Here is a 21,767-nt window from a genome sequence, read left to right on the forward strand (position 1 = left end):
AGAACATTTAGCTGACAGACCTAATATCTACAGCCACTTTTAGTTTGTTTTTTCCCGAGCTGTAAATGACGCCTTTAAGCGGAGGTACATCATAGTAATCCCGTCCGTGAGCGACAATAATATGTTGGTTTTTTGGGATTTGATTGTTGGTTGGGTCAAAATCTACCCATCCAAAATTAGGTATGTAAACGGAAAACCAGGCATGGGAGGCATCCGCACCAATCAGTTTTTCTTTCCCGGGAGGAGGAATAGTTTCAATATAACCGCTCACGTAACGTGCAGGAAGACCAACGGAACGGGCACAAGCAATAGCAATTTGAGCAAAATCCTGGCAAACGCCTTTTTTATTTTCGATTACTTCTTGAATAGGAGTTGCAACATTGGTAACTTCAGGGTTGAATTCAAAGTCGTTGTAAATGCGCTGCATTAGCTCCAAAGATGCTTCAAAAACAGGCCGATCCGGATGAAAGGACTCTTCTGCATAGGCCTTAATGTCTGGTGAAATATTGGCAATCAAAATAGATTCCAATACAAATTGCTTTACATCCAAAATTTCCGGTGTTGTACTTTTTAATGTTGAAAGCGCATCTTTTAAAGTAATGCTTTGGGCTTTGGAATCATCTGAAATATGTGGCGCCAAATTGGAATCTTTGTCTATTTTACTTATTGCAGTTACTTTAAGTTGGGTATGGTGTTCTTGAATGGAAAAACGGGTTATCGTATTTCCGAAGAAATCTAATTTCTCTGAAAGTTCCATTGGTTTGGGGCTAATCTCTAGATGGTATTCCAATAAGGTCTGCCCCAAAATAGTTTTAGGTTTTAAGGTTGCCAAGTTATGGCAAAACGTCACACCATTTTCATATTCATAACTTGTCGTATGTGAAACTTTATAAATCATTTATGGCAATGGGAAATTTTGGTTCACCAATTGGCTCTGTGGATAAGAGTGGTCAAAATAGGCATTGGAAATGGCAATAGACGTGTTGTGCAATAAACTGCTCAATTCAGCCAGTATATCATCTAGGTTTTGCCTAATACCACTGGTTTCGTTAATTTCCAACAATTTGCTTACGGAAATGGTTTTGACAATTTCGCTGGCTTTTTCCATGTGTTTTGCACATTTGGTGTAATGTTCGTTATGCTCTGTATGCGGTAATTTGCCAATATCCTTTTTGATGCGTTGGATTTGGAAGGATAGCGATTTTGAATACTCCCTATCCAATAAAATCAGGCGGACTACATTTTCCATGTTGAGGTATGAGCGATAACTGTACCTATAAATATTAAGGCTTTCGTGGCTTTCCAAAAAGGATTCTAATATTTCATACTGCACGGATTCACTATAATCAAAAATCAGGAGTGACCTAAATTTGGCAATATTCATCATGGCCTGCTCCGATTGCAACCCGATGAAATACAACAATAAGCCTTGGCTTGGTAGGATACTTTCCTCTATAAGACCCATAAAAGCAATGAGCCTTGTTATAATGCGGTCCAGAAGCTTGCTCAATTGTGGGATGGAATAGTTTTTTTCTTTTTTAAAAGTGTTCCATAGTTTTTTAATGCTATCAAATACGCGCCACATATCTTTAGACCAAAGGCTGCGTAGGGAATAGTAAGAATTGTTAAAACTTGCCATGGTTTGTGCAAAACTGCCGAGTCTTTCCTCGTCCAACATCAAGGAGTGTATTTCTCTAAGCGGATCGGTAAGGTTGTTTTCGGAGCCTTCTCCAACAAAACCTGGAAAAGTAGAAGTGATGTTGGTAATAGATTTGTAGAGGTGAACTAATATTTCAGAAGTGGAATTCTGATTGCTGTATTGCCCTAGGTTCATAGAGTTAAGTACCATTCTCAAGTATCGGGCGGTCGTTAGCGCACGGCCCAAATAGCGGCCTGACCAAAACAAGCTTTCCGCGGTGTTGCTCGGAAGATGGTTTATATCGGCAATTGAGATTTTGCAACTATTGTCCCATGAAAAATTCTTGATACCATTCTGGAAATGGTCCGAAACAATCCAAAAATCTTTACTTACCCCACCGCGCTGGTTAGAAACAAAAAGATTTTCACGCTCGGCAGCCACGCGCACCAAACCTCCCGGCATTACGCTAAAACCATTATTTTTGGCAATTGCAAATGTTCGGCACATAACTTTTCTTGGCTCCAGGGCACCGTTGGAAAAATCTGGTGCCGTAGAGAATGATATTTTTTCCTGGGCCACAAATTTATAAGGACGTAAAAGAATTTCTTGTTTCAGTTCTTCCAAAGCCTTTTCCAGTAAAAACTCGCAGAAAAAAATATGCTCCCGGTTTGATCTATCGATTCGTTTTACAACAAATTCACGGAGGTTATTAAGCACATAATGCCGTTCTGCCTCCTGTCCGCACCACCACGAGGCTATCTGTGGCAGTATCAGGTCTTCGTTTAAGAAGTACTTGCAAATACCATTTAAAAATGGAATTAGTCCCGAATTTTCTAGAACCCCGGCACCAATGGGGTTGACTATGGCTACCCTTTGCTCACGGATAACGTCCAGCAATCCCGCAACGCCCAAATACGAATCTTCACGTAGTTCTAAAGGGTCCATAAAGGCATCATCCACACGTTTCAGAACAACATCTACTTGTTTCAGTTCCTTTAGGGTCTTCATCCAAAGTTTACCATTTCTAACTACCAAGTCGTTTCCGGTCACTAAAGGATATCCAAGAAAAGAAGCCATGTAGGCATGGTCAAAATAGGTTTCATTAAGCGGTCCTGGAGTCAAAATCACAATACTAGGATTCGATTTGTTTTGAGGAGCTGCATCTATGAGCATTTGATTGAACTCATAAAAGAATTGGGTGGGCTGCTTTACATTTATATTTTCAAAAACACTTGGAAATACCCTGCTTAATGAATAGCGGTTTTCTAAAGCATAACCCATGCCGGATGGTGCCTGGGCACGGTCATTAACTACCCACATGCGGCCATCAGGCCCGCGCGCCATATCGGCTGAGTGGATAAGCAGTTGTTTCTCTGTTGGGTAGTTTATCTGGTCGCATTGCCTTAAAAACCCTCTATGGGCATAAACCACTTCTTGGGGAATGATGCCATTACTGATTAATTCACGTTTACCATAAATATCTTTTAAGATAAGATTGAATAGTTCCGCCCTTTGTTTGATGCCCTTTTCAATATGTAACCATTCGCTTTCATGAATTAAAAACGGCACGATATTTAACTGCCAAGCTCTATGCATTCCCTTGGGGTCGTTGTATACATTGTAAGTCACCCCGTTTTCCTCCAACAACCAGTTGACTTCATTTTGTTTTGCCAGCAAATTGTCGGAACCAATTTGAGTAAGGTTATTGAGCAATTTCGCCCAATTGGGGTTAATAGACATGTCCGATTTCAGCACCTCATCATAATTTCTGAAGCCCGAAAAGTAATTTTGGAACAATATGTTGGAGCCTAGGGGCATACTTATGCTTTTCTTAAATCAAGTGTTACAGGAAATTCCTCACTAATTGGAAGTTCCTTATACTTGAATTTTTTAGGATTGATTTGTTTTTTAATAGTTTGATATTCTTTTTTGTTGATAGTATCTCCATTCTCTTGGACAATATCGCCTTGCGTGTGATTAAAACTCCAAAACCGGTTGATTCTTCTAGATTCGGCTTCCAGGCTATTCACTGGGAATGACTCGTAAGAACGCCCTCCTGGATGGGAAACAAAATAAGTGAAACCACCTATAGACCTTTTATTCCATGTGTCTACTACATCAAACACCAAAGGCGCATGAACTCCAATTGTAGGATGCATAGCGGAATAAGGATTCCATGCCTTATACCTAACTCCAGCCACATATTCACCTTTAACTCCGGTTGACCTTAAGGGAACCTTTACACCATTACAAGTTACAACATATCTTTCATTGATAAAATTGAAAACCTTTATTTGCACGCGTTCTAATGAAGAATCTACGTACCGCGCAGTGCCACTGTCACTCATTTCTTCACCTAAGACATTCCATGGTTCTATCGCCGCCCGCAGTTCCAATTCCATCCCGCCAATATTTACCATCCCGTATAACGGGAATCTAAACTCAAAAAACGGGTTGAACCAATCCTCTTTGAACGCAAACCCTGCCTTGTTGATTTGTTTTACCACATCGTTAATATCATCTCTTACAAAATGTTCGATCAGGAATTTATCGTGCAACTCAGAACCCCAACGCACCAAATCGTGTTCGTAGGGGGTTTTCCAGAACCAGGCAACCAAAGTACGGACTAAAAGGTTTTGCATCAAGCTCATTTGGGCATGCGGGGGCATGTCAAATGCGCGAAGCTCCAAAATCCCCAGTCGTCCAGAAGAGGAATCGGGGGAATATAGTTTATCAATACAGAATTCCGCACGATGCGTGTTGCCGGTCAAATCGGTCAATAAGTGCCTAAACAATCTATCGGTGAGCCAAAACGGAACTTCTCCGTTCTTTGGTATTTTGCTGAAGGCTATTTCCAATTCATATAAATTTTCTATTCGGGCCTCATCGATACGGGGTGCCTGACTTGTGGGGCCGATAAACGCACCAGAAAATAAATAGGACAACCCCGGATGATGCTGCCAAAAGGTCAACAAACTTCTCAACAAACTGGGCTTACGCAATAGAGGGCTATCGGCTGGGGTAATACCACCAAGGGTTACGTGGTTACCACCACCGGTACCTGTATGTTTTCCGTCCACCATAAATTTTTCGGTTCCAAGCCGGGATAATTTGGCGTGTTTGTAAAGCTTGAGGGTATTATTTGTTAATTCATTCCAGCTTTTAGAAGGTTGCACGTTTACCTCTATTACCCCTGGATCGGGTGTGATTTTTAAGGATTGCACACGATTGTCAAAAGGCGCATCATAACCTTCAAAAACCACTGGAATATTTAATTCTATTGAAGTGGCTTCAATGGAGGCAACGAGGTCCAAATAATATTCGATGGCGTCCAATGGCGGAAGGAAAATATGTAATGTGTCGTCGCGGACTTCAACACAAAGTGCTGTTCTAATAAAGAATTCAGACTTGCTTTTCGCAGGCTTTTCCTTTATAAATTTTTGAAACCGCTTTTCGACAGCTTCTGTAAATTCAGGAAGTTCGTCCTGTCTGTAAAATTGGTCAGGTTCAAAATCAGGGAACTCCTTTTGCTTTGGTTTTTGAATTAGAGAATTTAAAGGTAGCCTTAGGCCCACAGGAGAGTTGCCGGGCACTAAAAACACATGCTTTCTTCTGAATTTCCAATCACAGCTATACCAAATACCTTCTGAATTATTCAATGGAATAACGTAGCCAATAGGCTTAGTCGTGCCATCTTTTAAAATGCTCTGAAGTTTTTCTTTGACCAAAAGATTACCATCTTCTTTCGTGGGGTCGATGTCCACGGGCATTTGGCCTTCCTGCCACAGAAAATAGAAGCTATCTTCATAGGTGGGCTTTACATACTTATCTGATACGCCCAAGTATTTGGTCAGTGTTTTTATGAATTTTCTATCCGACCCCTTGGGTAATTTTTTGTGTTCAGAGAAAAGAGATAACAGGTTTTTGTTGTTCCAAATTGGCTTGCCGTCCTTACGCCAACAGATATCAATGGACCAACGGGGTAGGGGTTCGCCGGGATACCATTTCCCCTGCGCTTGGTGTAATACGCCTCCCTTTCCGAATTCATCATAAAGTTTTCCTGAAAGGTTTTTGGCCAATTCGCGTTTGTGTTCACCATCAGCAGTGGTATTCCATTCAGGGGATTCCATATCATCGATGGACACAAAGGTGGGTTCGCCACCCATGGTGAGCCTGACGTCTTCCTTTTCCAGAACTTCATCCACTTTGAACCCTAAATTGTAAATCGCATTCCATTGGTCTTCTGTATAAGGTTTGGTCACGCGAGGCGACTCAAATATACGCTTAACGGAGTTTTCGAAGAAGAATTCCGTTTCGCAAATATCAGTCATACCGGATACTGGAGCCGCACTTTCAAAAGAGGGCGTACATGCAAGAGGTATATGGCCTTCACCTGCAAGTAACCCAGACGTAGCATCAAAACCGATCCACCCCGCACCGGGAACGTAAACCTCAGTCCAAGCATGTAAATCTGTAAAATCCTCCTCAGGTCCTGATGGGCCATCTAGTGATTTTTCATCAGATTTTAATTGTACCAAATAGCCCGAAACAAATCTTGCACCAAAGCCCAAATGGCGCATCACCTGAACAAATAACCAAGCATAATCCCTGCACGAACCCACTTTCTTTTGAAGAGTTTCATCACAAGGTTGCACACCTGGGTCGAGTCTGATGCTGTAATTCAAATACTCATATATCTTTCTGTTTATGTCGATTAAAAAGAAAATGGTCTTTCTCGGTGTAAGGTCAACGGTTTTGAGAAAATTATTGAGCAACGGCCCGTTATCGGTAATTTCTAAATAGGGCAATAATTCTTTTTTTGTGGTTTCGGTATATTCAAAAGGATAGTCTTCGGCATATTTTTCAACAAAGAAATCAAACGGATTAATGGTTTTTAAATCTGCTATAATTTCGACATCAATAGAAAGCTCTTTGGTTTTTTCTGGAAAGGTCAACCGAGCCAAATAATTTCCAAAAGGGTCCTGTTGCCAATTGAAAAAATGTTTTTCGGGCTTGATATTTATGGAATACGCTTCGATTGGTGTGCGGCTATGCGGCGCCGGCCTTAATCTGAAAATATGAGGTGATAAAGAAACTAATCTATCATATTTGTACAAAGTTTTATGTGAAATTACAATTTTCAGTGCCATAGTTTGGTGGTTTTCAGATCACGAATATCCATGAAAAAATACTAATAATAAATGATTAAATGCTAATATAATCCTCTGCAATAGGATGAATTGCGAGATTAAAAAGAATGCCTAACGAATTTTGATTTTTTAAAAAATCAAAGATTTAATATTTAAAAACTTTACAATCTCCTGGAAGCAAAATTTGTTGAATCTGCGCATTTATGAGTTATAAACCCTATTTTCCTGTTCATTTACCCTTATAAACGTGGTGCGCTTTGTCAGTTCCTTCAACCGTGCAGCCCCAACATAAGTACAGGTACTGCGTAATCCCCCTAAAATGTCTTTTACAGTCTCATCCACTTTTCCACGATAGGGTACCTCAACAGTTTTGCCCTCACTGGCGCGATAATCTGCTACACCTCCTGAGTGTTTGTCCATTGCCGTAGACGAACTCATACCATAGAATTTTTTATAGGGCATCCCGTCCCTTTCAAAAGTTTCACCTCCGCTTTCATCATGGCCTGCCAGCATGCCGCCGAGCATCACAAAGTCTGCGCCGGCACCAAAGGCCTTGGCAATATCCCCTGGAGACGAACAACCTCCATCACTTATTATTTGACCACCTAAGCCATGAGCCGCATCTGCACATTCAATTATTGCCGAAAGTTGGGGGTAGCCGACACCGGTTTTCACCCTTGTGGTGCAAACAGAGCCTGGGCCAATGCCCACTTTTACAATATCCGCGCCGGAAAGCAACAGTTCCTCCACCATTTCGCCAGTAACTACATTGCCGGCAATAATCACTTTTTCGGGATATTTTCGTCTTGTTTCTTTTACGAATTCTACAAAATACTCCGAATAGCCATTGGCCACATCAATACAGATAAACTTTAGGTTAGGGTGCGCCTGAAAAATTTCATGAAGCTTATCAGCATCTTCTACACTTATCCCGGAACTAACAGCGATATAATTTTCTATGCCTTTTGGAGCATCCTTCAAAAAAGCATTCCATTCATTAACACTATAGTGTTTGTGGACAGCCGTAATAAGTTGATCTTCCGAAAGGGATTTCGCCATTTCAAAAGTGCCGACCGTATCCATATTTGCCGCTATAATAGGAATACCCGACCATTGTATCGAGCTGTGTAAAAATTTAAATTCCCTCACCAAACTTACTCGTTTTCTACTTTTCAAAGTGGAACGTTTCGGACGAATCATCACATCCTTAAACCCTAATTTTATATCATATTCTATGCGCATTTCCTTGTATTTTAGGCTATCTCAAATGTATTATAAATTTGGTTATGTAACTATGTTTACAAGATATTAATAATTATTCTTTCGTATCTTTATCGAATTATTTCTTGTAGAATGACATTTCCCCCAAAGACAAAAAAAGAGTTTAAAGTCCTTGCTATTGCTTCTGCTTTAGGAATTGTCCTTCTAGGGGTGTTATTTTTTGTGGGTACTAAATTGATCAGCGATGATTACTACCTAGTTACATTCTCTCTGCTACTTTTTGTTTTATTGGTTTTTACAGTCTTGGTACTGTTGTATAATCTGCGTTCCCAGATAGAAGGCGATGTTGTGGAATCCTACCTTAATAACAGGATAAACGAACTGGAATTAGAACTCCAAAAAGCTTTGGAGACTTCGGAGCATAAGTCTATTTACTTGGCAAATATGAGCCATGAAATTCGAATTCCCTTGAGTACTATTTTAGGGATGATAAGAATGTTGAAAAATACAGATTTGGACTTAGACCAGAGGGCGCAGGTTGAAATTGCTGAATACTCCTCAGAGCATTTGTTGCAACTTATTAATATGATATTGAATAACTCCAAGGGCATTGAAGGCCATTTGGAATTGGAGCAAGCAACGATCGACATAGAGTCTGATTTGTCGAAATTGTTAAAAATATTTGAATACCAAGCATGGGAAAAAGGGTTGGAGTTCGAGTACAATTTTGCAGGTGAGGAAAAGCCGAAATTTTTGCTTTTAGGCGATTTGGGCAAAATCCAACAAGTATTGATTAATTTGGTCAACAATGCCATAAAGTTTACCCATTCGGGGAAAATTGCGGTGACTATCGACCATACAGTAACTCACGACGACCATCAGGTGGTTACTTTTTATATAAAAGACACCGGCGTGGGCATGAAGAGACACGAGGTTGAGCATGCTTTTAGTACTTTGGAAGAACGTGATATTATGCCCTTACAGCACTACCGGGGCTCTGGAATTGGGTTGGCCGTAACTAAAAAGCTGGTTGAGCTAATGGGTGGCGAATTAAAATTGGAAAGTAAGGAAAACGAAGGTTCTACATTTTATTTTAGTTTACAATTGAAAAAAACCTTGAACTTGAAGCAAGAGCTTCCGGAGGAAACCCCCATTTTGCTCAATAAGTTTGATTATCGATTTAACGTGCTTGTAGCCGAGGATAATAAAATGAACCAAAAGGTGATTAAGTTTTTATTGGAACAGCAAGGGGCTGAATGTACTTTTGTAACCAATGGTTTGGATGCAGTTAATCTCTATAAGGTCATCGATTTCGATATGATTTTTATGGATATTTACATGCCGAAAATGAACGGCTATGAAGCTACCAAGATTATAAAAAACTCTGATAAATTCGCGAAGCATAAGATTCCGATCATTGCGGTTTCTGCCAGTGCTTTTGAAGAAGATATTGAAAATGCAAAGGCTTCGGGTGTAGATGAATTTTTGGCCAAACCTATCGACAACCAAAAATTGCGAAACCTCTTAAAGCGTTATGCTCTCGAAAAAGAAAATGTGTCCTAAATGCCCATTACAGAGGCAATCATACTTATTTCTACATTCACCCCTTTAGGAAGTTTAGCCACCTGAACGGTTTCCCTTGCTGGCGCATTGGCATCGTCAAAAAAACTGCCGTATACTTCATTTATGGGCGCGAAATCATCCATATTGCTAATGAAAATTGAAGATTTCACCACATTGTTAAAAGTCAAATCCGCAGCTTCAAGAATAGCACCTAGATTTTTCATAACCTGAAGGGTCTCACTCTTTATATCGCTCAAAACCAATTCGTTGGTTTCTGGGTTTATAGAAATTTGTCCAGAAATGTACAGCGTATTTCCGGTTAAAACAGCTTGGTTGTATGGCCCAAGTGGGGCGGGAGCATTGTCTGTATTAATTATGGTTTTCATATGTGCTCATATTGTAGTTTTAAAGATAGCAATAAAAATGAAGAAAATACCCTAATAAATTTTAAAGCGTCTGGTCTGGCTGTCTGCGTTTTTCGTATTTCAGGTCTTGAAGCAGCGAAGATTTTATACCAATAAAGAAATTCCAAGAACTACGTGAGCTAAATGGAACCCAACTGAAATTCATTCGCCAACTCAATAAATCCCTTTCAAAGCGCAATTGGGTAAAGGTAAATCCATGGTTTTTTAAATCATAACCTGAAGAAGCACCTATCGACCATTTTGGGGAGAGCTCAATATCTCCCGAAAACATAAGGGAATGTGATGAGATTTCGTTGTTCCTCCTTTGGTTAGAATAATTAATGGCATACGCCAAACGCAAACTCCAGGGAATCTTAAAGTTGTAGAACTCGTCGTCTTCCTCCTTTTTGTCCTCCTCTTTTGCGTCAAAACGGTCGGTTGCAAAATCTTCCGGCCGTCCAAATAGGTCGTCTGCGCGCCCTCCGTTTAACAAGTTTTCTTGAATAGCAGGGTCGTCCTTGTCTCCTTTCTTGCTTTTATTGTCTTTGCTGGATAGAGAGTAGCTAAGGTTTAAATTAGCATTGGTAAGTCTAAATAGACTTCCGCCATTGTCGATATTGAATTTGTCAATTCTTTGGTTGTTATTATCCAAAGCGTACGGATCCATTGTTGCACTAAAGTTAACGCTCATCTTGTTATCGAATAACTGGGTTCCGCCTGTCATTCTGATCGGGCTCCATTGCAATGAGTCACCAGCAAAATTATAAGCAGTCGAAAAGTTGAGATTGTTTAAAAGAATCACCTTTTTAGGCTCTGTGGCCGTAGAATCCTTATCTCTAACTTTGGCCTCAAAATTATTGGATAAAGAAATCCCCATCGAGCTTGAAAACGTCTTTCCCGGAACACCAAAAATGGATTGTTCAAAGCGCGTAAACTCTACATCCTCACGAGTTAATCCGTCCGCACTAACTACCTCGTAAGTATCATAATATTTATCAAAAGCCGGATTGATATTATAGCTAATTGAGGGTCGCATTACATGTCTTATGGCCTTTATTTTTCGATCCTCACCTTTCTTTTCGAAATTGAACATCCCATAAACCGTAGTTCCTAAACTAGTACTGAAATTGTAGGTCCGGAAAGAATCAAATCCACCAATAGTGTCCGTAATGACCTCCTGTTCCTCTTGGTCAAAACTTCGGTCAATGGTGTTAAAGGTCCAAACCTCACTGTAATTGGTTGCTGCCGTTAGACTAAAATGCTTGAATACCTTAAAATTTGTACTCAATGGAATGTTGTGCTGAAAGCCTGCCCTAGCATCATCAAACATTTCCTTTTTGAAGAATAACGAATCCGTAGTTCTAATTCTATTTTCACCTCTTACGTTATACTGAAAGTTGACATTTTGAATGATACCTTTTTTGGTTCCAGTTCGAGGCGCAAAAGGAAATATCCGGCCAACACTCGCCTGAAAAGTAGGCAGGGTCATGTCGATTTGCTCGGTTTGGGTGTTTTGCGAATGCGTTGCCGTTAGGCTGAAATTTACTTGAGGCTCTCCCTGAAAAGTCTTGGAGTATGAAATTGAGGAAGATAAGTTGTTGTTCAAGAAACTCCCTGTTGTATTTTGGTTGATAGAGGCACGGTAAAATGAACTACTACCGAGGTTTACCGAAGCAGTAAACCGCGAATTGGGACTAGCCTTTGCGTCCTGGCTATGCGACCATCGCAGATTGTACAACCTGTTGATAGCATAGTCTGGAAAACCACGTTCACTAGTGATGAGGTTTTCAAATCGAAAGGCGAAATTACCCCTGAACCTATAGCGCCAGGCGTAGGTGCTTTCGGCCCTAAGGCCGTAACTTCCATTAGTGTAATAATCGCCCCTTATGGCCAGATCAACAAAGTCGCTAATGGCGAAGTAGTAGCCACCGTTCTGTAAAAAATAACCTCTTTCGTTCTGTTCTCCAAAGGTTGGCATCAAAATACCAGAGGTGTGCTTTTCCGTTTGCGGAAAGAAACTAAATGGCAACCAAATAGGCGTGGGCACATCATAAATAAAAAGTCCCGCAGGACCAGTAATAATCTTCTTTTTTGGCACAATTTTGGCCTTGGTCATTTTGATATAATACTCCGGGTCCTCAAGGTTTTCTGCAGTAGTGTATTTTGCTCTTTTCACAAAATATACGGAGTCGTTTTCTTTTTTGGTCACTTCCGCAATTACAGTTCCACCTTCCTGTTCGGTAACGCTGTTATAGATTAACGCTTTTTGCGTTTTCGTGTTAAACAAAATCGAATCAGGTTTGACTATTTGGCTCCCCTGGGTAAAAACTGGACCTTGGGTGTATGCTCCTGTTGAATCTACAATTCCTTTGGCATAAACCTCATCGGTTTTATAATTGATAGTAATATCCCCGGATTTTATATTGACATCTCCATAAGTTACCTCCGCTTGGTTATAAAGGTATATTTTCTGTTTTTTCTGGTTTAGGGATGTATAGTCTTGAGCTTTATAGGTTACGATATGATCCAAAAACTCCTTTTTCTTCGGTTTTATAGAATCGTTTACAATGGTATCTTGAACTGGCTCTGGAAGTTCGGCGTTTTTCACGATCTGTGGCGTAATCAAACTATCTATTTTTACAGCTACCGAATCTGCCCTGCTTGGTTTGATAGTTTTTTTCTTTTCTGGGATGTCTTGAGTGTAGCCAAACGTGTTGATAAACACTGTAAAACTCAATGCAAAAAGTATTTTAAACTTGTTTGTACCCAACGCTTTTAGATGTATTTTTGTAAAAGTATGGCTCGGTTTTTGAAACGCCAAAATTACATATATTTTTCTTGGATTGATTTATATTTCCGTAGAAATATTTCCGAGTAAAATAAACCCATTTTCAATGACGTTTAAAAGGGCAAACAGCATCAAAAACTGAACCTTTTTTAATAAATGTCAAATTAAAATGGTGCAAAAATAGAATAACCATTTTTTACCCCATGAAAACGAACAGAGTATTGCATTTCGTATCTTTTTTGATAGTCTTAACATTTGCTGGATTGTTGAATGCTCAAAGCAATGATAAATTTATCGTTGTGCTAGACGCAGGACATGGAGGAAGGGATTCCGGAACTCCGGGTACCAAACGTTATAAGACAGCTGAAAAGGATATAGCCCTGGACGTAACGCTGGCTGTGGGTAAGCTTATCAAGCAACATTTGCCCAATGTAAAAGTATTGTACACAAGGACTAAGGATGTATATCCAACCTTGAATAATAGAGCTATTTTGGCCAATGAAAAGAAGGCGGATCTATTCATATCAATTCACTGCAATGCCCAACCAGGTGGAAAGGGAAATGCTTACGGCTCGGAGACTTTTGTGTTGGGAATTCATAAAAATGCAGCAAATTTAGAAGTTGCAAAACGCGAGAACTCTGTGATTTATTTGGAAGATAATTATGAGGAAACCTACAAAGGGTTTGACCCAAGTTCTCCCGAATCCCTAGTCAGTTTAATGATGGCTCAAGAAGATTATTTAGATAATAGTATTGAGCTGGCAAACTACATAGAGACTGAGTTTAAAGTAACAGGCAAAAGAAAAAGTAGAGGGGTTAAGCAGGCAGGCTTATATGTTTTGGCCTATACCTATATGCCAAGTGTTTTGGTGGAACTCGGGTTTTTAACACATAAAAAGGAGGAGGACTTCCTTAATTCGAAAAAGGGCAAGGTAGTTATGTCCAAGGCACTTTTTAAAGCCTTGAAGAAGTACATCGATTATATGGGCGCCAATGCAACTAAGACTATTAATGATAAAACAAATGCCCATACTCCTGAGGTTCCTGAAATAGCATTTAAAGATGTAACCTTTAAGGTACAAATTGCTGCCAGTTCCAGAAAGTTAATGCCCAAGCCGTATAATTTTAAGCAATTGGACAATATCTCTCGTATTCAGGAGAATAATCTATATAAGTATTACTACGGAAGCACCTCCAATTATAATGAAGCTATGAACTTGGTGCAAACTGCAAAATCCAAGGGGTATGCCTCCAGTTTTGTGGTGGCTTTCAAGGGCGACAAAAAAGTACCTTTGGCAGAGGTGTTAAATTCTACTTCTAATTAAGAATTCAATAGTTCCTATCTAAAATTGTTTTAAATTTGTTTTCAAAAGAAAGCATTTTGAAAATTTCAAGAGAAGTAAAAGTAGGCGTGCTCGTTCTTGTGGGCATCGCATTATTTATTTACGGGTTTAATTACTTAAAAGGGGAGGACATACTCAGTTCCTCCGATACATTCTTCACTGAATATGAAAACGTTGAAGGCCTTGTGCCATCAACTCCAGTTACAATTAATGGACTAAGTGTTGGAAAAGTGACTCACATCGATTTTAAAGAAGATGGTTCGGGAAAGCTAAAGGTGACTATGGTGGTAGATAGCGATTTTGAGTTTTCCAAAAACAGTAGGGCTGAACTTTATGAAACCGGTTTAATTGGAGGTAAGGCCATTGCCATTATTCCCGCTTTTGATGGTGCTGAAAAAGCATCGAGTGGTGATGTATTGCAAGGTGGTGTTAAAGCTGGCCTAACGGAATTAGTAAACCAGCGCTTAACCCCTTTGCAGGAAAAAATTGAAATTATGATGGTCGGGGCCGATTCCTTATTGGGCAACGTTAACGAAGTTTTTGATGCCAAAACGAAAGCAAATTTGAGAGATGCCATTGCACAATTGGACGAGACTATGAAGAACTTTAATGGAGCTTCAAGTACATTAAATAAACTCTTGGCAAATAACGAGGCAAAGCTGAATTCAACGTTTTCTAATTTAGAAACCATTACTGATGATTTTTCGCAAACTGCAGATCAATTGTCCCAAATCAATTTAAAAGAAACTTTCGATAAACTGGAAGGCACAATTCAAAATCTCAACGCATTGACAGCTAAAATCGATAAGGGCGAAGGGTCTGTAGGAAAATTAATGAATGATGACGAATTATATATCAACTTGAAAGGAGCGTCAAAAGAATTAGAAGAATTATTGCGAGACGTAAAACTACATCCAAAACGCTACTTTCGAATTTTATCCAAAAAGGAAATACCTTACGAAGAAGAAACCAATTAAGCATGTCTTACATACCCAATATTCTTTTTGCCATTGCCCTTATCGTCGGGATTGGTTATTTCTCTAAAAACGTCAAAAAGCTTATCCGCAACGTAAAGCTGGGCCGTAAGGTAGATATTAGTGATAATAGGAGCGAACGTTGGAAAAATATGATCAACATCGCTTTGGGGCAAAGCAAAATGGTGCGCCGACCAATATCGGGACTCCTTCATGTTGTTGTTTATGTTGGTTTCATAATTATCAATCTAGAGGTTTTGGAAATCATAATTGACGGCCTCTTTGGTACCCATAGAATTGGTCTGAGTGTATTGCCAACTTCGTTTTACGGCTTTCTCATTGGAAGTTTTGAAATACTGGCGGTTTTGGTGTTTATGGCAGTTATCGTCTTTTGGGTCAGAAGAAATGTGATTAGGCTTGCCCGTTTTTGGAAAGAAGAAATGACCAGTTGGCCTAAGAACGATGCCAATAACATCCTGTATTTTGAAATGGTTTTGATGACACTGTTTTTGGTGATGAATGCCACGGATTTACAGTTTCAAAGCATGGAATCGGGTAATGTGGTAAGCCAATTCTTGGCACCATTGTTTTCCGGATTGCCCGAAACTACGTTGCATATCATTGAACGAGGCGCGTGGTGGTTGCATATTTTGGGGATTTTAGTGTTCTTGAATTACCTTTATTTTTCCAAGCATTTACATATCCTGTTGGCATTTCCAAATACATTTTGGGCACCAATAAAGCCAAAGGGTCAGTTCAATAATTTGGAGGCCGTTACCAATGAGGTAAAGCTGATGATGGACCCCAATGCAGACCCTTTTGCCGCGCCTGCTGAAGATGTTTCAGGAGACGAAGTTCCCGCCAAATTCGGAGCTAGTGATGTGATGGATTTAGACAGGTTTCAATTATTGAGTGCCTATACATGTACGGAGTGCGGACGATGTACTTCAGCATGCCCAGCAAATTTGACTGGTAAAAAATTATCCCCACGAAAAATCATGATGGACACCCGTGACCGTTTGGAAGAAGTGGGCAAAAACATCGACACCAATAATGGTGAGTTCAAGGATGACGGCAAACAATTGCTTGGTGATTATATCACACATGAGGAGCTTTGGGCCTGCACGACTTGTAACGCTTGTGTAGAGGAATGTCCTGTAAGCATCAATCCACTTTCGATTATTTTGGATATGCGCCGTTTTCTGGTGATGGAACAAAGCGCTGCCCCATCAGAGTTGAACAATATGATGCAAAACATTGAAAACAATGGGGCGCCATGGCCATACAATCAAATGGATCGCCTTAACTGGAAGGATGAATAATTAACAAATTAGAAACTAAGTCAGATAAATATGAAAAAAGCCGTTTTAATAATTGTGTTATTATTCACAGTTAGTGCTTTTTGTCAAACGGAAAAAGGCAATTTCATAGTAGGAGGGTCATCAAATTTTTCGTTTACGTCGTCAAAAAGTAAAATTAAAACTAATAGTCAGGATTTAGATGGACCACAGGCCACAAATGTTTCGTTTGGCCCTGCTGGTGGTTTTTTTGTGATAAATAATTTGGCTTTAGGTCTGCAAGCACCTATTAGCTTTGAAAAATCTACTGAAGATCTTAATGGATCTGGCTCGGTTGAGGTTAAAAGCACTTCTTTTGCCGTATCTCCCTTTGTTAGATACTATTTTTCAAAATCTTCTATTAAGCCATTTTTGCAAGGTACAATAGGTTTGGGAAGAGTTAAATCACAATTTGAAAGTAACGGAAATGGTTTTAGTAATTCAGAATCGAAATCTAACTTGTTTTTGTATGGTTTTGATGGAGGGGTCGCTATTTTTATAAATGAAAGTATTTCAATAAACCTAGGCGTTGGGTATTTATCTTCAAGTAGTAAACCTGATGAAAGTTCTAATGATTTAAAATTTGTGACTAATATTATTGGCCTTAGCGCTGGAATAAATGTATTCATCTAAAAAATATTATTAAAATAAACATGGCACTCGAAGTAAAATCAATGGCCGAATTTTTTGCCGAAGGCAAGCAACCCGAAATTTTATTTTGGGTAGGTTCTGCCGGAAGCTATGACGATAGGGCCAAAAAAATTTCCAAAGCTTTCGTTAAGATTCTGCACAAGGCCAATGTGGATTTTGCGGTGTTGGGCACCGAAGAAAGCAATACTGGAGATGTAGCCAAACGCGCTGGAAATGAGTTCTTGTTTCAAATGCAGGCCGTCATGAATATTGAGGTGCTAAACGGTTATGAGGTAAAAAAAATAGTCACTTGCGATCCGCATTCTTATAATTGCATCAAAAACGAATACCCACAATTGGGTGGTACATATGAAGTGTACCATCATACGCAGTTTATTTCTCAACTAATTAGTTCAGGGCGATTAAAGGTAGAAGGCGATACTTATAAAGGGAAGCGCATCACCTTTCACGATCCCTGTTATTTGGGTAGGGCAAATAGTGAATATGATGCACCGAGAACACTGTTGCAACAAACAAAAGCTAATCTCGTAGAAATGAAACGCCATAAAAGCACAGCTCTGTGCTGTGGCGCAGGCGGCGCACAAATGTTTAAAGAACCTGAAAAAGGGGATAAGGACATCAATGTACTTAGAACCGAGGATGCTTTAGAAACCAACCCCAATATTATTGCAACCGGTTGCCCTTATTGCAACACGATGATGACAGATGGGGTAAAAAGCAAAGAAAAGGAAAACCAAATTGAAGTATTGGACGTTGCCGAGTTGATTGCTCAATCCATGAATCTTTAAATTGATTTTGACTTTAATCTAAAATCGTAATACGTAAATCATAAATCAAAAATGCTAGTCGATTTTAACACATTGCCCGATGATGCCAGAGTTTGGATTTACCAAGCCAATCGTTCTTTTACTCCCGAAGAAATTGAAGAGATAGAGTCAAGGTTGGCTGAGTTTATTGAAAACTGGACCGCTCACGGAGCCGACTTGAAGGCAGGCTATACAATTAAATATAAGCGATTTATTGTCATAGGGCTGAATCAACAATTGAATTCTGCTACAGGGTGTTCAATTGATGCTTCTGTACATTTTATCCAACAGTTGGAGAAAGATTTCAATGTAGATCTAATGGACAAAATGAATGTGTCTTATAAGCAGGGAGAGTTTGTGGCTTATAAATCTTTAACGGATTTCAGAAAAATGGCAAAGGATAAAGCGGTGTCAAAGAACACTGTTGTCTTCAACAATCTTGTAGCCAATATTGCTGAATTTAAGGAGAACTGGGAAGTCCCTGCGAGCGAAAGCTGGCATAGTCGATTTTTAAAATAGTAGGTTTTGCTTTAAAGGATTAAGCTCCAAAAAATTTTCATATTTAAAATAGAATAGTGACTTTTACAGCTTTCAAAATCGACAGCACAAATTATGGCTACTGATATATTCCTTTTAAGTATTTCTGGACCGGATAGACCGGGATTGACATCAGGTTTAACTGGCGTTTTGGCGGAGTATGGCGCGAAGGTTTTGGACATAGGCCAAGCCAATATTCACGAAACCTTGTCTTTGGGCATCATGTTTGAAATTAAGTCAGGAAAAAAGTCTGCTGCTGTGTTAAAGGATTTGTTGTTCAAGGCTTATGAATTAGGTATTAAAGCGAAGTTCAGGCCTATTTCCCTAAACGAGTATGAGCACTGGGTTGGCCTGCAAGGAAAGGATAGATATATTGTCACCATTTTGGGCGAAAAACTGGCTGCCGAACAAATTTCCGAAGTCACAAAAATAATTTCTGAAAAGAACCTAAATATAGACTCCATAAAACGATTGACAGGGCGATTATCTCTAGTCAAAAAGGAAGAGTATCCACGTGCGTCTATTCAATTGTCTATTAGAGGCAAAATCAATAACAAATCTGAATTCACTGAGAAATTCATGCAGATTTCCAAAGAATTGGATGTAGATATCGCTTTTCAGGAGGACAATATTTTCAGAAGGAACCGACGCTTGGTATGTTTTGACATGGACTCAACTTTAATTCAAACAGAGGTCATTGATGAACTAGCCGAATTGGCGGGGGTAGGCGAACAGGTGAAAGCCATTACAGAATCTGCCATGCAGGGCGAAATTGATTTCAACGAAAGTTTTAAACGCCGAATGAAGTTGCTAAAAGGTCTGAGTGAAGAAGTCCTGCAAGATGTGGCGAAGAATTTGCCTATTACCAAAGGAGCGCGAAGATTAATGGATACGCTGAACAGTTATGGTTTTAAGACAGCGATATTATCTGGTGGGTTTACCTATTTTGGCCATTATTTGCAGAAGGAATTGGGGATTGACTACGTGTATGCCAATCAGTTAGAAATAAAGGACGGCGCTTTAACAGGAGGATACATTGGCGAAATTGTGGACGGTAACAAAAAAGCCGAATATCTTAGGGAAATTGCTGAAAAGGAGGGTATCGATATTAGCCAGACTATTGCCGTGGGTGATGGGGCAAATGACTTGCCCATGCTTAATTTAGCAGGTCTGGGTATCGCGTTTCACGCTAAGCCTAAAGTAAAGGACAATGCCCAAAGTTCTATTTCCAGTATAGGGCTGGATGGTGTATTATATCTGCTGGGCTACCATGATAGGCATATTGATTTATTGGAGTAGAAAAAAACCGAAGACTTTCAAATTAGACTATTTTTTTGATGACCCGAAGTTTATGGGTATGCTTTTTTTTGTCCACATTATAAATTCCTGAGTGATCCAAACGGTCAATTCTCACTTTGCCGTGTGCGTGGATGATGTAATTATCTTTCATGATGATGCCCACATGGATAATTTCTCCCTCATTGTTGTCAAAAAAAGCTAAATCCCCAGGCTCGCTTTCTTCAATGAAGCTCAGAGGTTCCCCCTGAGTAGCCTGTTGTGAAGCATCTCGAAGCAGTTTATAGCCATTAAGTTTATATACCATCTGCGTAAACCCAGAGCAATCAATACCGAACGGGGTTTTTCCACCCCAAAGATACGGGCTGTTCAAATACAAAAATGCAGTGTTGACTAGATTTGATTTATCCGATAGACCTTCGGTAGAATTACCATCGAATTGATGGTTCAATAGCGACAACCCATTCAATGAGGAGCCCAATGGGATAGGAGACAGTTGTTCATTTTCATCTTGAACAAATTCCACCAAATCAGTTGCAATTCTGGGTGTTTCGATATTTAGGCTTCTATAATCCTCGGCTGAAATTTCAAGGTATTGCTTGTTGTCAATCCAGCCCTCATATTTATCAAATGCCAAACGGATTTTGCTCCAATTCTTGCGGAGTTCAGTCACTTTAAAAAAATCGCCATAAAGTACCTGCGACACCAACTCGCTTTTGTCAGAAGCCTCAAATCTTAAGGGAACGATACTTAAATTACAAATTCCGTACTGCATCAATCAAAAGTTAGTATCAAAAAAAGAAAATGTTTTCCATGCGAATTAACTGCCTACTGCCACTGTTCACTGTCAACTGATTAGGGTCGTTCAATAACCATTGCGGAAGCACCACCGCCTCCATTACAGATTGCGGCTGCTCCAATCTTGGCATCGTTTTGCTCCAAAACACTCAGAAGAGTAATTAAAATCCTCACGCCCGAACAACCCAACGGATGCCCTAAGGATACAGCACCACCATTTACATTTACATTTTCATCATTTAAACCTAAAATTTTCATATTAGCAAGGGCTACCACGGAAAATGCCTCATTGAACTCAAAAAAGTCAACATCCTTTTGAACAATTCCTGCTTTAGCCAAAGCCTTTGGCAGTGCCTTTGCCGGAGCCGTTGTAAACCATTTGGGCTCATGTGCGGCATCAGCGTAGCTCTTAATAATTGCCAGTATTTTTAGTCCGAGTTCATTAGCTTTTTTTCGGCTCATTAAGACCATGGCACCTGCACCATCATTAATGGTGGACGCATTGGCGGCAGTAACCGTTCCCTCTTTTGTAAAAGCGGGGCGCAAACTCGGGACTTTTTCAAGTTTTACCTTAGTGAATTCCTCATCGGTATCTACAATAATCGGTTCGCCTCTTCGCTGCGGTACTTCAACTGGAACGACTTCATTTTTAAATTTTCCGGATTCCCATGCTTCCGCCGAGCGTTGGTAAGATTGAATGGCATAGGCATCCTGAGCTTCCCTTGAAAACTCATATTCAGTAGCGCAAGCATCTGCACAAACACCCATGGCATTTTGGTCGTAGGCATCGACGAGTCCATCCTTTTGCATGCCATCCACTAAAGTACCTGGGCCAAACTTTGTTCCAGTTCTCGCATAAAGATAATGTGGGATTAAACTCATATTTTCCATACCTCCAGCAACTACTATTTCCGCATCACCTAAGCGGATGGCCTGAGCGGCATGCATTACAGCTTTCATTCCGGACGCGCAAACTTTATTTATCGTGGTACATGGCACCGTATTTGGAATACCTGCACCCAACGCGGCCTGCCTTGCCGGGGCTTGACCAGTACCGGCCTGAATCACATTGCCCATAAAAACTTCCTCCACCAAATCAGGTTTTAACCCTACTTTATCCATAGCCCCTTTAATGGCTATCGAACCCAATTTTGTAGCGGGTACAGTGGACAATGCCCCTAAAAAGCTTCCAATAGGTGTTCTTGCCACAGAAACAATTACAACGTCTGAATCCATCTTTATTCGCGAGTTTATTACAGG

16 protein-coding genes are annotated in these 21,767 nt (G+C 40.0%); 8 read left to right on the forward strand and 8 right to left on the reverse strand.

Going from position 1 to position 21,767, the window contains the following annotated elements; genetic code table 11:
- Positions 1–7: 7 nt before the first annotated feature.
- The 4 genes from H7U19_RS09410 to H7U19_RS09425 all read right to left on the reverse strand — a co-directional run bounded on the left by H7U19_RS09410 (position 8) and on the right by H7U19_RS09425 (position 8,031).
- Positions 8–898: a transglutaminase family protein gene (locus tag H7U19_RS09410; protein WP_186561728.1), complete on the reverse strand. Its 891-nt coding sequence runs from the start codon at positions 896–898 to the stop codon at positions 8–10.
- Entirely contained in the window at positions 899–3,457 is a 2,559-nt protein-coding gene (locus tag H7U19_RS09415; protein WP_186561730.1) for a circularly permuted type 2 ATP-grasp protein, read from the reverse strand. It abuts the gene before it with no gap.
- Between the two features lie 2 nt (positions 3,458–3,459).
- On the reverse strand, positions 3,460–6,789 hold the full coding sequence (locus H7U19_RS09420; RefSeq protein WP_186561732.1) for a transglutaminase family protein: 3,330 nt from the start codon (positions 6,787–6,789) through the stop codon (positions 3,460–3,462).
- Between the two features lie 201 nt (positions 6,790–6,990).
- Entirely contained in the window at positions 6,991–8,031 is a 1,041-nt protein-coding gene (locus H7U19_RS09425) for a GMP reductase (RefSeq protein ID WP_186561734.1), read from the reverse strand.
- 111 nt (positions 8,032–8,142) lie between these two features.
- Here H7U19_RS09425 and H7U19_RS09430 point away from each other — a divergent pair, with 111 nt between their 5' ends.
- Positions 8,143–9,573: a response regulator gene (locus H7U19_RS09430; RefSeq protein WP_186561736.1), complete on the forward strand. Its 1,431-nt coding sequence runs from the start codon at positions 8,143–8,145 to the stop codon at positions 9,571–9,573.
- Here the strand turns inward: H7U19_RS09430 and H7U19_RS09435 are convergent.
- Both H7U19_RS09435 and H7U19_RS09440 read right to left on the reverse strand, forming a co-directional pair.
- Complete coding sequence (locus H7U19_RS09435) at positions 9,570–9,959, reverse strand: RidA family protein (protein WP_186561738.1); 390 nt, start codon at positions 9,957–9,959, stop codon at positions 9,570–9,572. The genes H7U19_RS09430 and H7U19_RS09435 overlap by 4 nt on opposite strands.
- A gap of 61 nt (positions 9,960–10,020) precedes the next feature.
- Positions 10,021–12,798, reverse strand: coding sequence for a putative LPS assembly protein LptD (locus H7U19_RS09440; protein ID WP_186561740.1), 2,778 nt, complete (start codon positions 12,796–12,798; stop codon positions 10,021–10,023).
- 170 nt (positions 12,799–12,968) lie between these two features.
- Here H7U19_RS09440 and H7U19_RS09445 point away from each other — a divergent pair, with 170 nt between their 5' ends.
- The 7 genes from H7U19_RS09445 (at position 12,969) to serB (ending at position 19,712) form a co-directional block, all read left to right on the forward strand.
- The gene (locus H7U19_RS09445; RefSeq protein WP_186561742.1) at positions 12,969–14,090 is read left to right on the forward strand and encodes an N-acetylmuramoyl-L-alanine amidase family protein; all 1,122 of its coding nucleotides are present in this window, start codon (positions 12,969–12,971) and stop codon (positions 14,088–14,090) included.
- A gap of 56 nt (positions 14,091–14,146) precedes the next feature.
- The gene (locus H7U19_RS09450) at positions 14,147–15,085 is read left to right on the forward strand and encodes an MlaD family protein (protein ID WP_186561744.1); all 939 of its coding nucleotides are present in this window, start codon (positions 14,147–14,149) and stop codon (positions 15,083–15,085) included.
- A gap of 2 nt (positions 15,086–15,087) precedes the next feature.
- A complete protein-coding gene (locus tag H7U19_RS09455) occupies positions 15,088–16,404 on the forward strand; it encodes a 4Fe-4S dicluster domain-containing protein (RefSeq protein ID WP_186561746.1) in 1,317 nt (438 codons plus the stop codon).
- Positions 16,405–16,434: 30 nt separating this feature from the next.
- The gene (locus tag H7U19_RS09460) at positions 16,435–17,052 is read left to right on the forward strand and encodes an outer membrane beta-barrel protein (protein ID WP_186561748.1); all 618 of its coding nucleotides are present in this window, start codon (positions 16,435–16,437) and stop codon (positions 17,050–17,052) included.
- A 20-nt stretch (positions 17,053–17,072) separates the two neighbouring features.
- Positions 17,073–17,858, forward strand: a complete 786-nt coding sequence (locus tag H7U19_RS09465) for a (Fe-S)-binding protein (RefSeq protein ID WP_222597413.1) — start codon at positions 17,073–17,075, stop codon at positions 17,856–17,858.
- A 51-nt stretch (positions 17,859–17,909) separates the two neighbouring features.
- Entirely contained in the window at positions 17,910–18,395 is a 486-nt protein-coding gene (locus H7U19_RS09470) for an ABC transporter ATPase (RefSeq protein WP_186561750.1), read from the forward strand.
- A 93-nt stretch (positions 18,396–18,488) separates the two neighbouring features.
- Entirely contained in the window at positions 18,489–19,712 is a 1,224-nt protein-coding gene (serB, locus tag H7U19_RS09475) for a phosphoserine phosphatase SerB (RefSeq protein ID WP_186561752.1), read from the forward strand.
- 22 nt (positions 19,713–19,734) lie between these two features.
- Here the strand turns inward: serB and H7U19_RS09480 are convergent, their stop codons facing one another.
- Together H7U19_RS09480 and H7U19_RS09485 are read right to left on the reverse strand one after the other, a co-directional pair.
- Positions 19,735–20,484 (reverse strand): C40 family peptidase, encoded by a 750-nt coding sequence (locus H7U19_RS09480; RefSeq protein ID WP_186561754.1) that lies wholly within the window; start codon positions 20,482–20,484, stop codon positions 19,735–19,737.
- Between the two features lie 80 nt (positions 20,485–20,564).
- Positions 20,565–21,743: an acetyl-CoA C-acyltransferase gene (locus H7U19_RS09485; RefSeq protein WP_186561756.1), complete on the reverse strand. Its 1,179-nt coding sequence runs from the start codon at positions 21,741–21,743 to the stop codon at positions 20,565–20,567.
- Positions 21,744–21,767 lie beyond the last annotated feature (24 nt).

Origin of the sequence: Hyunsoonleella aquatilis, from assembly GCF_014270105.1 — a bacterium.
Lineage (GTDB): Bacteria > Bacteroidota > Bacteroidia > Flavobacteriales > Flavobacteriaceae > Jejuia > Jejuia aquatilis.

Excerpts from the sequence above, each read along its gene's own strand:
- H7U19_RS09460 (WP_186561748.1), top strand. The coding sequence starts at position 16,435 with ATGAAAAAAGCCGTTTTAATAATTGTGTTATTATTCACAGTTAGTGCT.
- H7U19_RS09480 (WP_186561754.1), bottom strand. The coding sequence starts at position 20,484 with ATGCAGTACGGAATTTGTAATTTAAGTATCGTTCCCTTAAGATTTGAG.
- H7U19_RS09430 (WP_186561736.1), top strand. The coding sequence starts at position 8,143 with ATGACATTTCCCCCAAAGACAAAAAAAGAGTTTAAAGTCCTTGCTATT.
- serB (WP_186561752.1), top strand. The coding sequence starts at position 18,489 with ATGGCTACTGATATATTCCTTTTAAGTATTTCTGGACCGGATAGACCG.
- H7U19_RS09410 (WP_186561728.1), bottom strand. The coding sequence starts at position 898 with ATGATTTATAAAGTTTCACATACGACAAGTTATGAATATGAAAATGGT.
- H7U19_RS09485 (WP_186561756.1), bottom strand. The coding sequence starts at position 21,743 with ATGGATTCAGACGTTGTAATTGTTTCTGTGGCAAGAACACCTATTGGA.
- H7U19_RS09425 (WP_186561734.1), bottom strand. The coding sequence starts at position 8,031 with ATGCGCATAGAATATGATATAAAATTAGGGTTTAAGGATGTGATGATT.
- H7U19_RS09445 (WP_186561742.1), top strand. The coding sequence starts at position 12,969 with ATGAAAACGAACAGAGTATTGCATTTCGTATCTTTTTTGATAGTCTTA.
- H7U19_RS09435 (WP_186561738.1), bottom strand. The coding sequence starts at position 9,959 with ATGAAAACCATAATTAATACAGACAATGCTCCCGCCCCACTTGGGCCA.
- H7U19_RS09455 (WP_186561746.1), top strand. The coding sequence starts at position 15,088 with ATGTCTTACATACCCAATATTCTTTTTGCCATTGCCCTTATCGTCGGG.
- H7U19_RS09420 (WP_186561732.1), bottom strand. The coding sequence starts at position 6,789 with ATGGCACTGAAAATTGTAATTTCACATAAAACTTTGTACAAATATGAT.
- H7U19_RS09470 (WP_186561750.1), top strand. The coding sequence starts at position 17,910 with ATGCTAGTCGATTTTAACACATTGCCCGATGATGCCAGAGTTTGGATT.
- H7U19_RS09415 (WP_186561730.1), bottom strand. The coding sequence starts at position 3,457 with ATGCCCCTAGGCTCCAACATATTGTTCCAAAATTACTTTTCGGGCTTC.
- H7U19_RS09465 (WP_222597413.1), top strand. The coding sequence starts at position 17,073 with ATGGCACTCGAAGTAAAATCAATGGCCGAATTTTTTGCCGAAGGCAAG.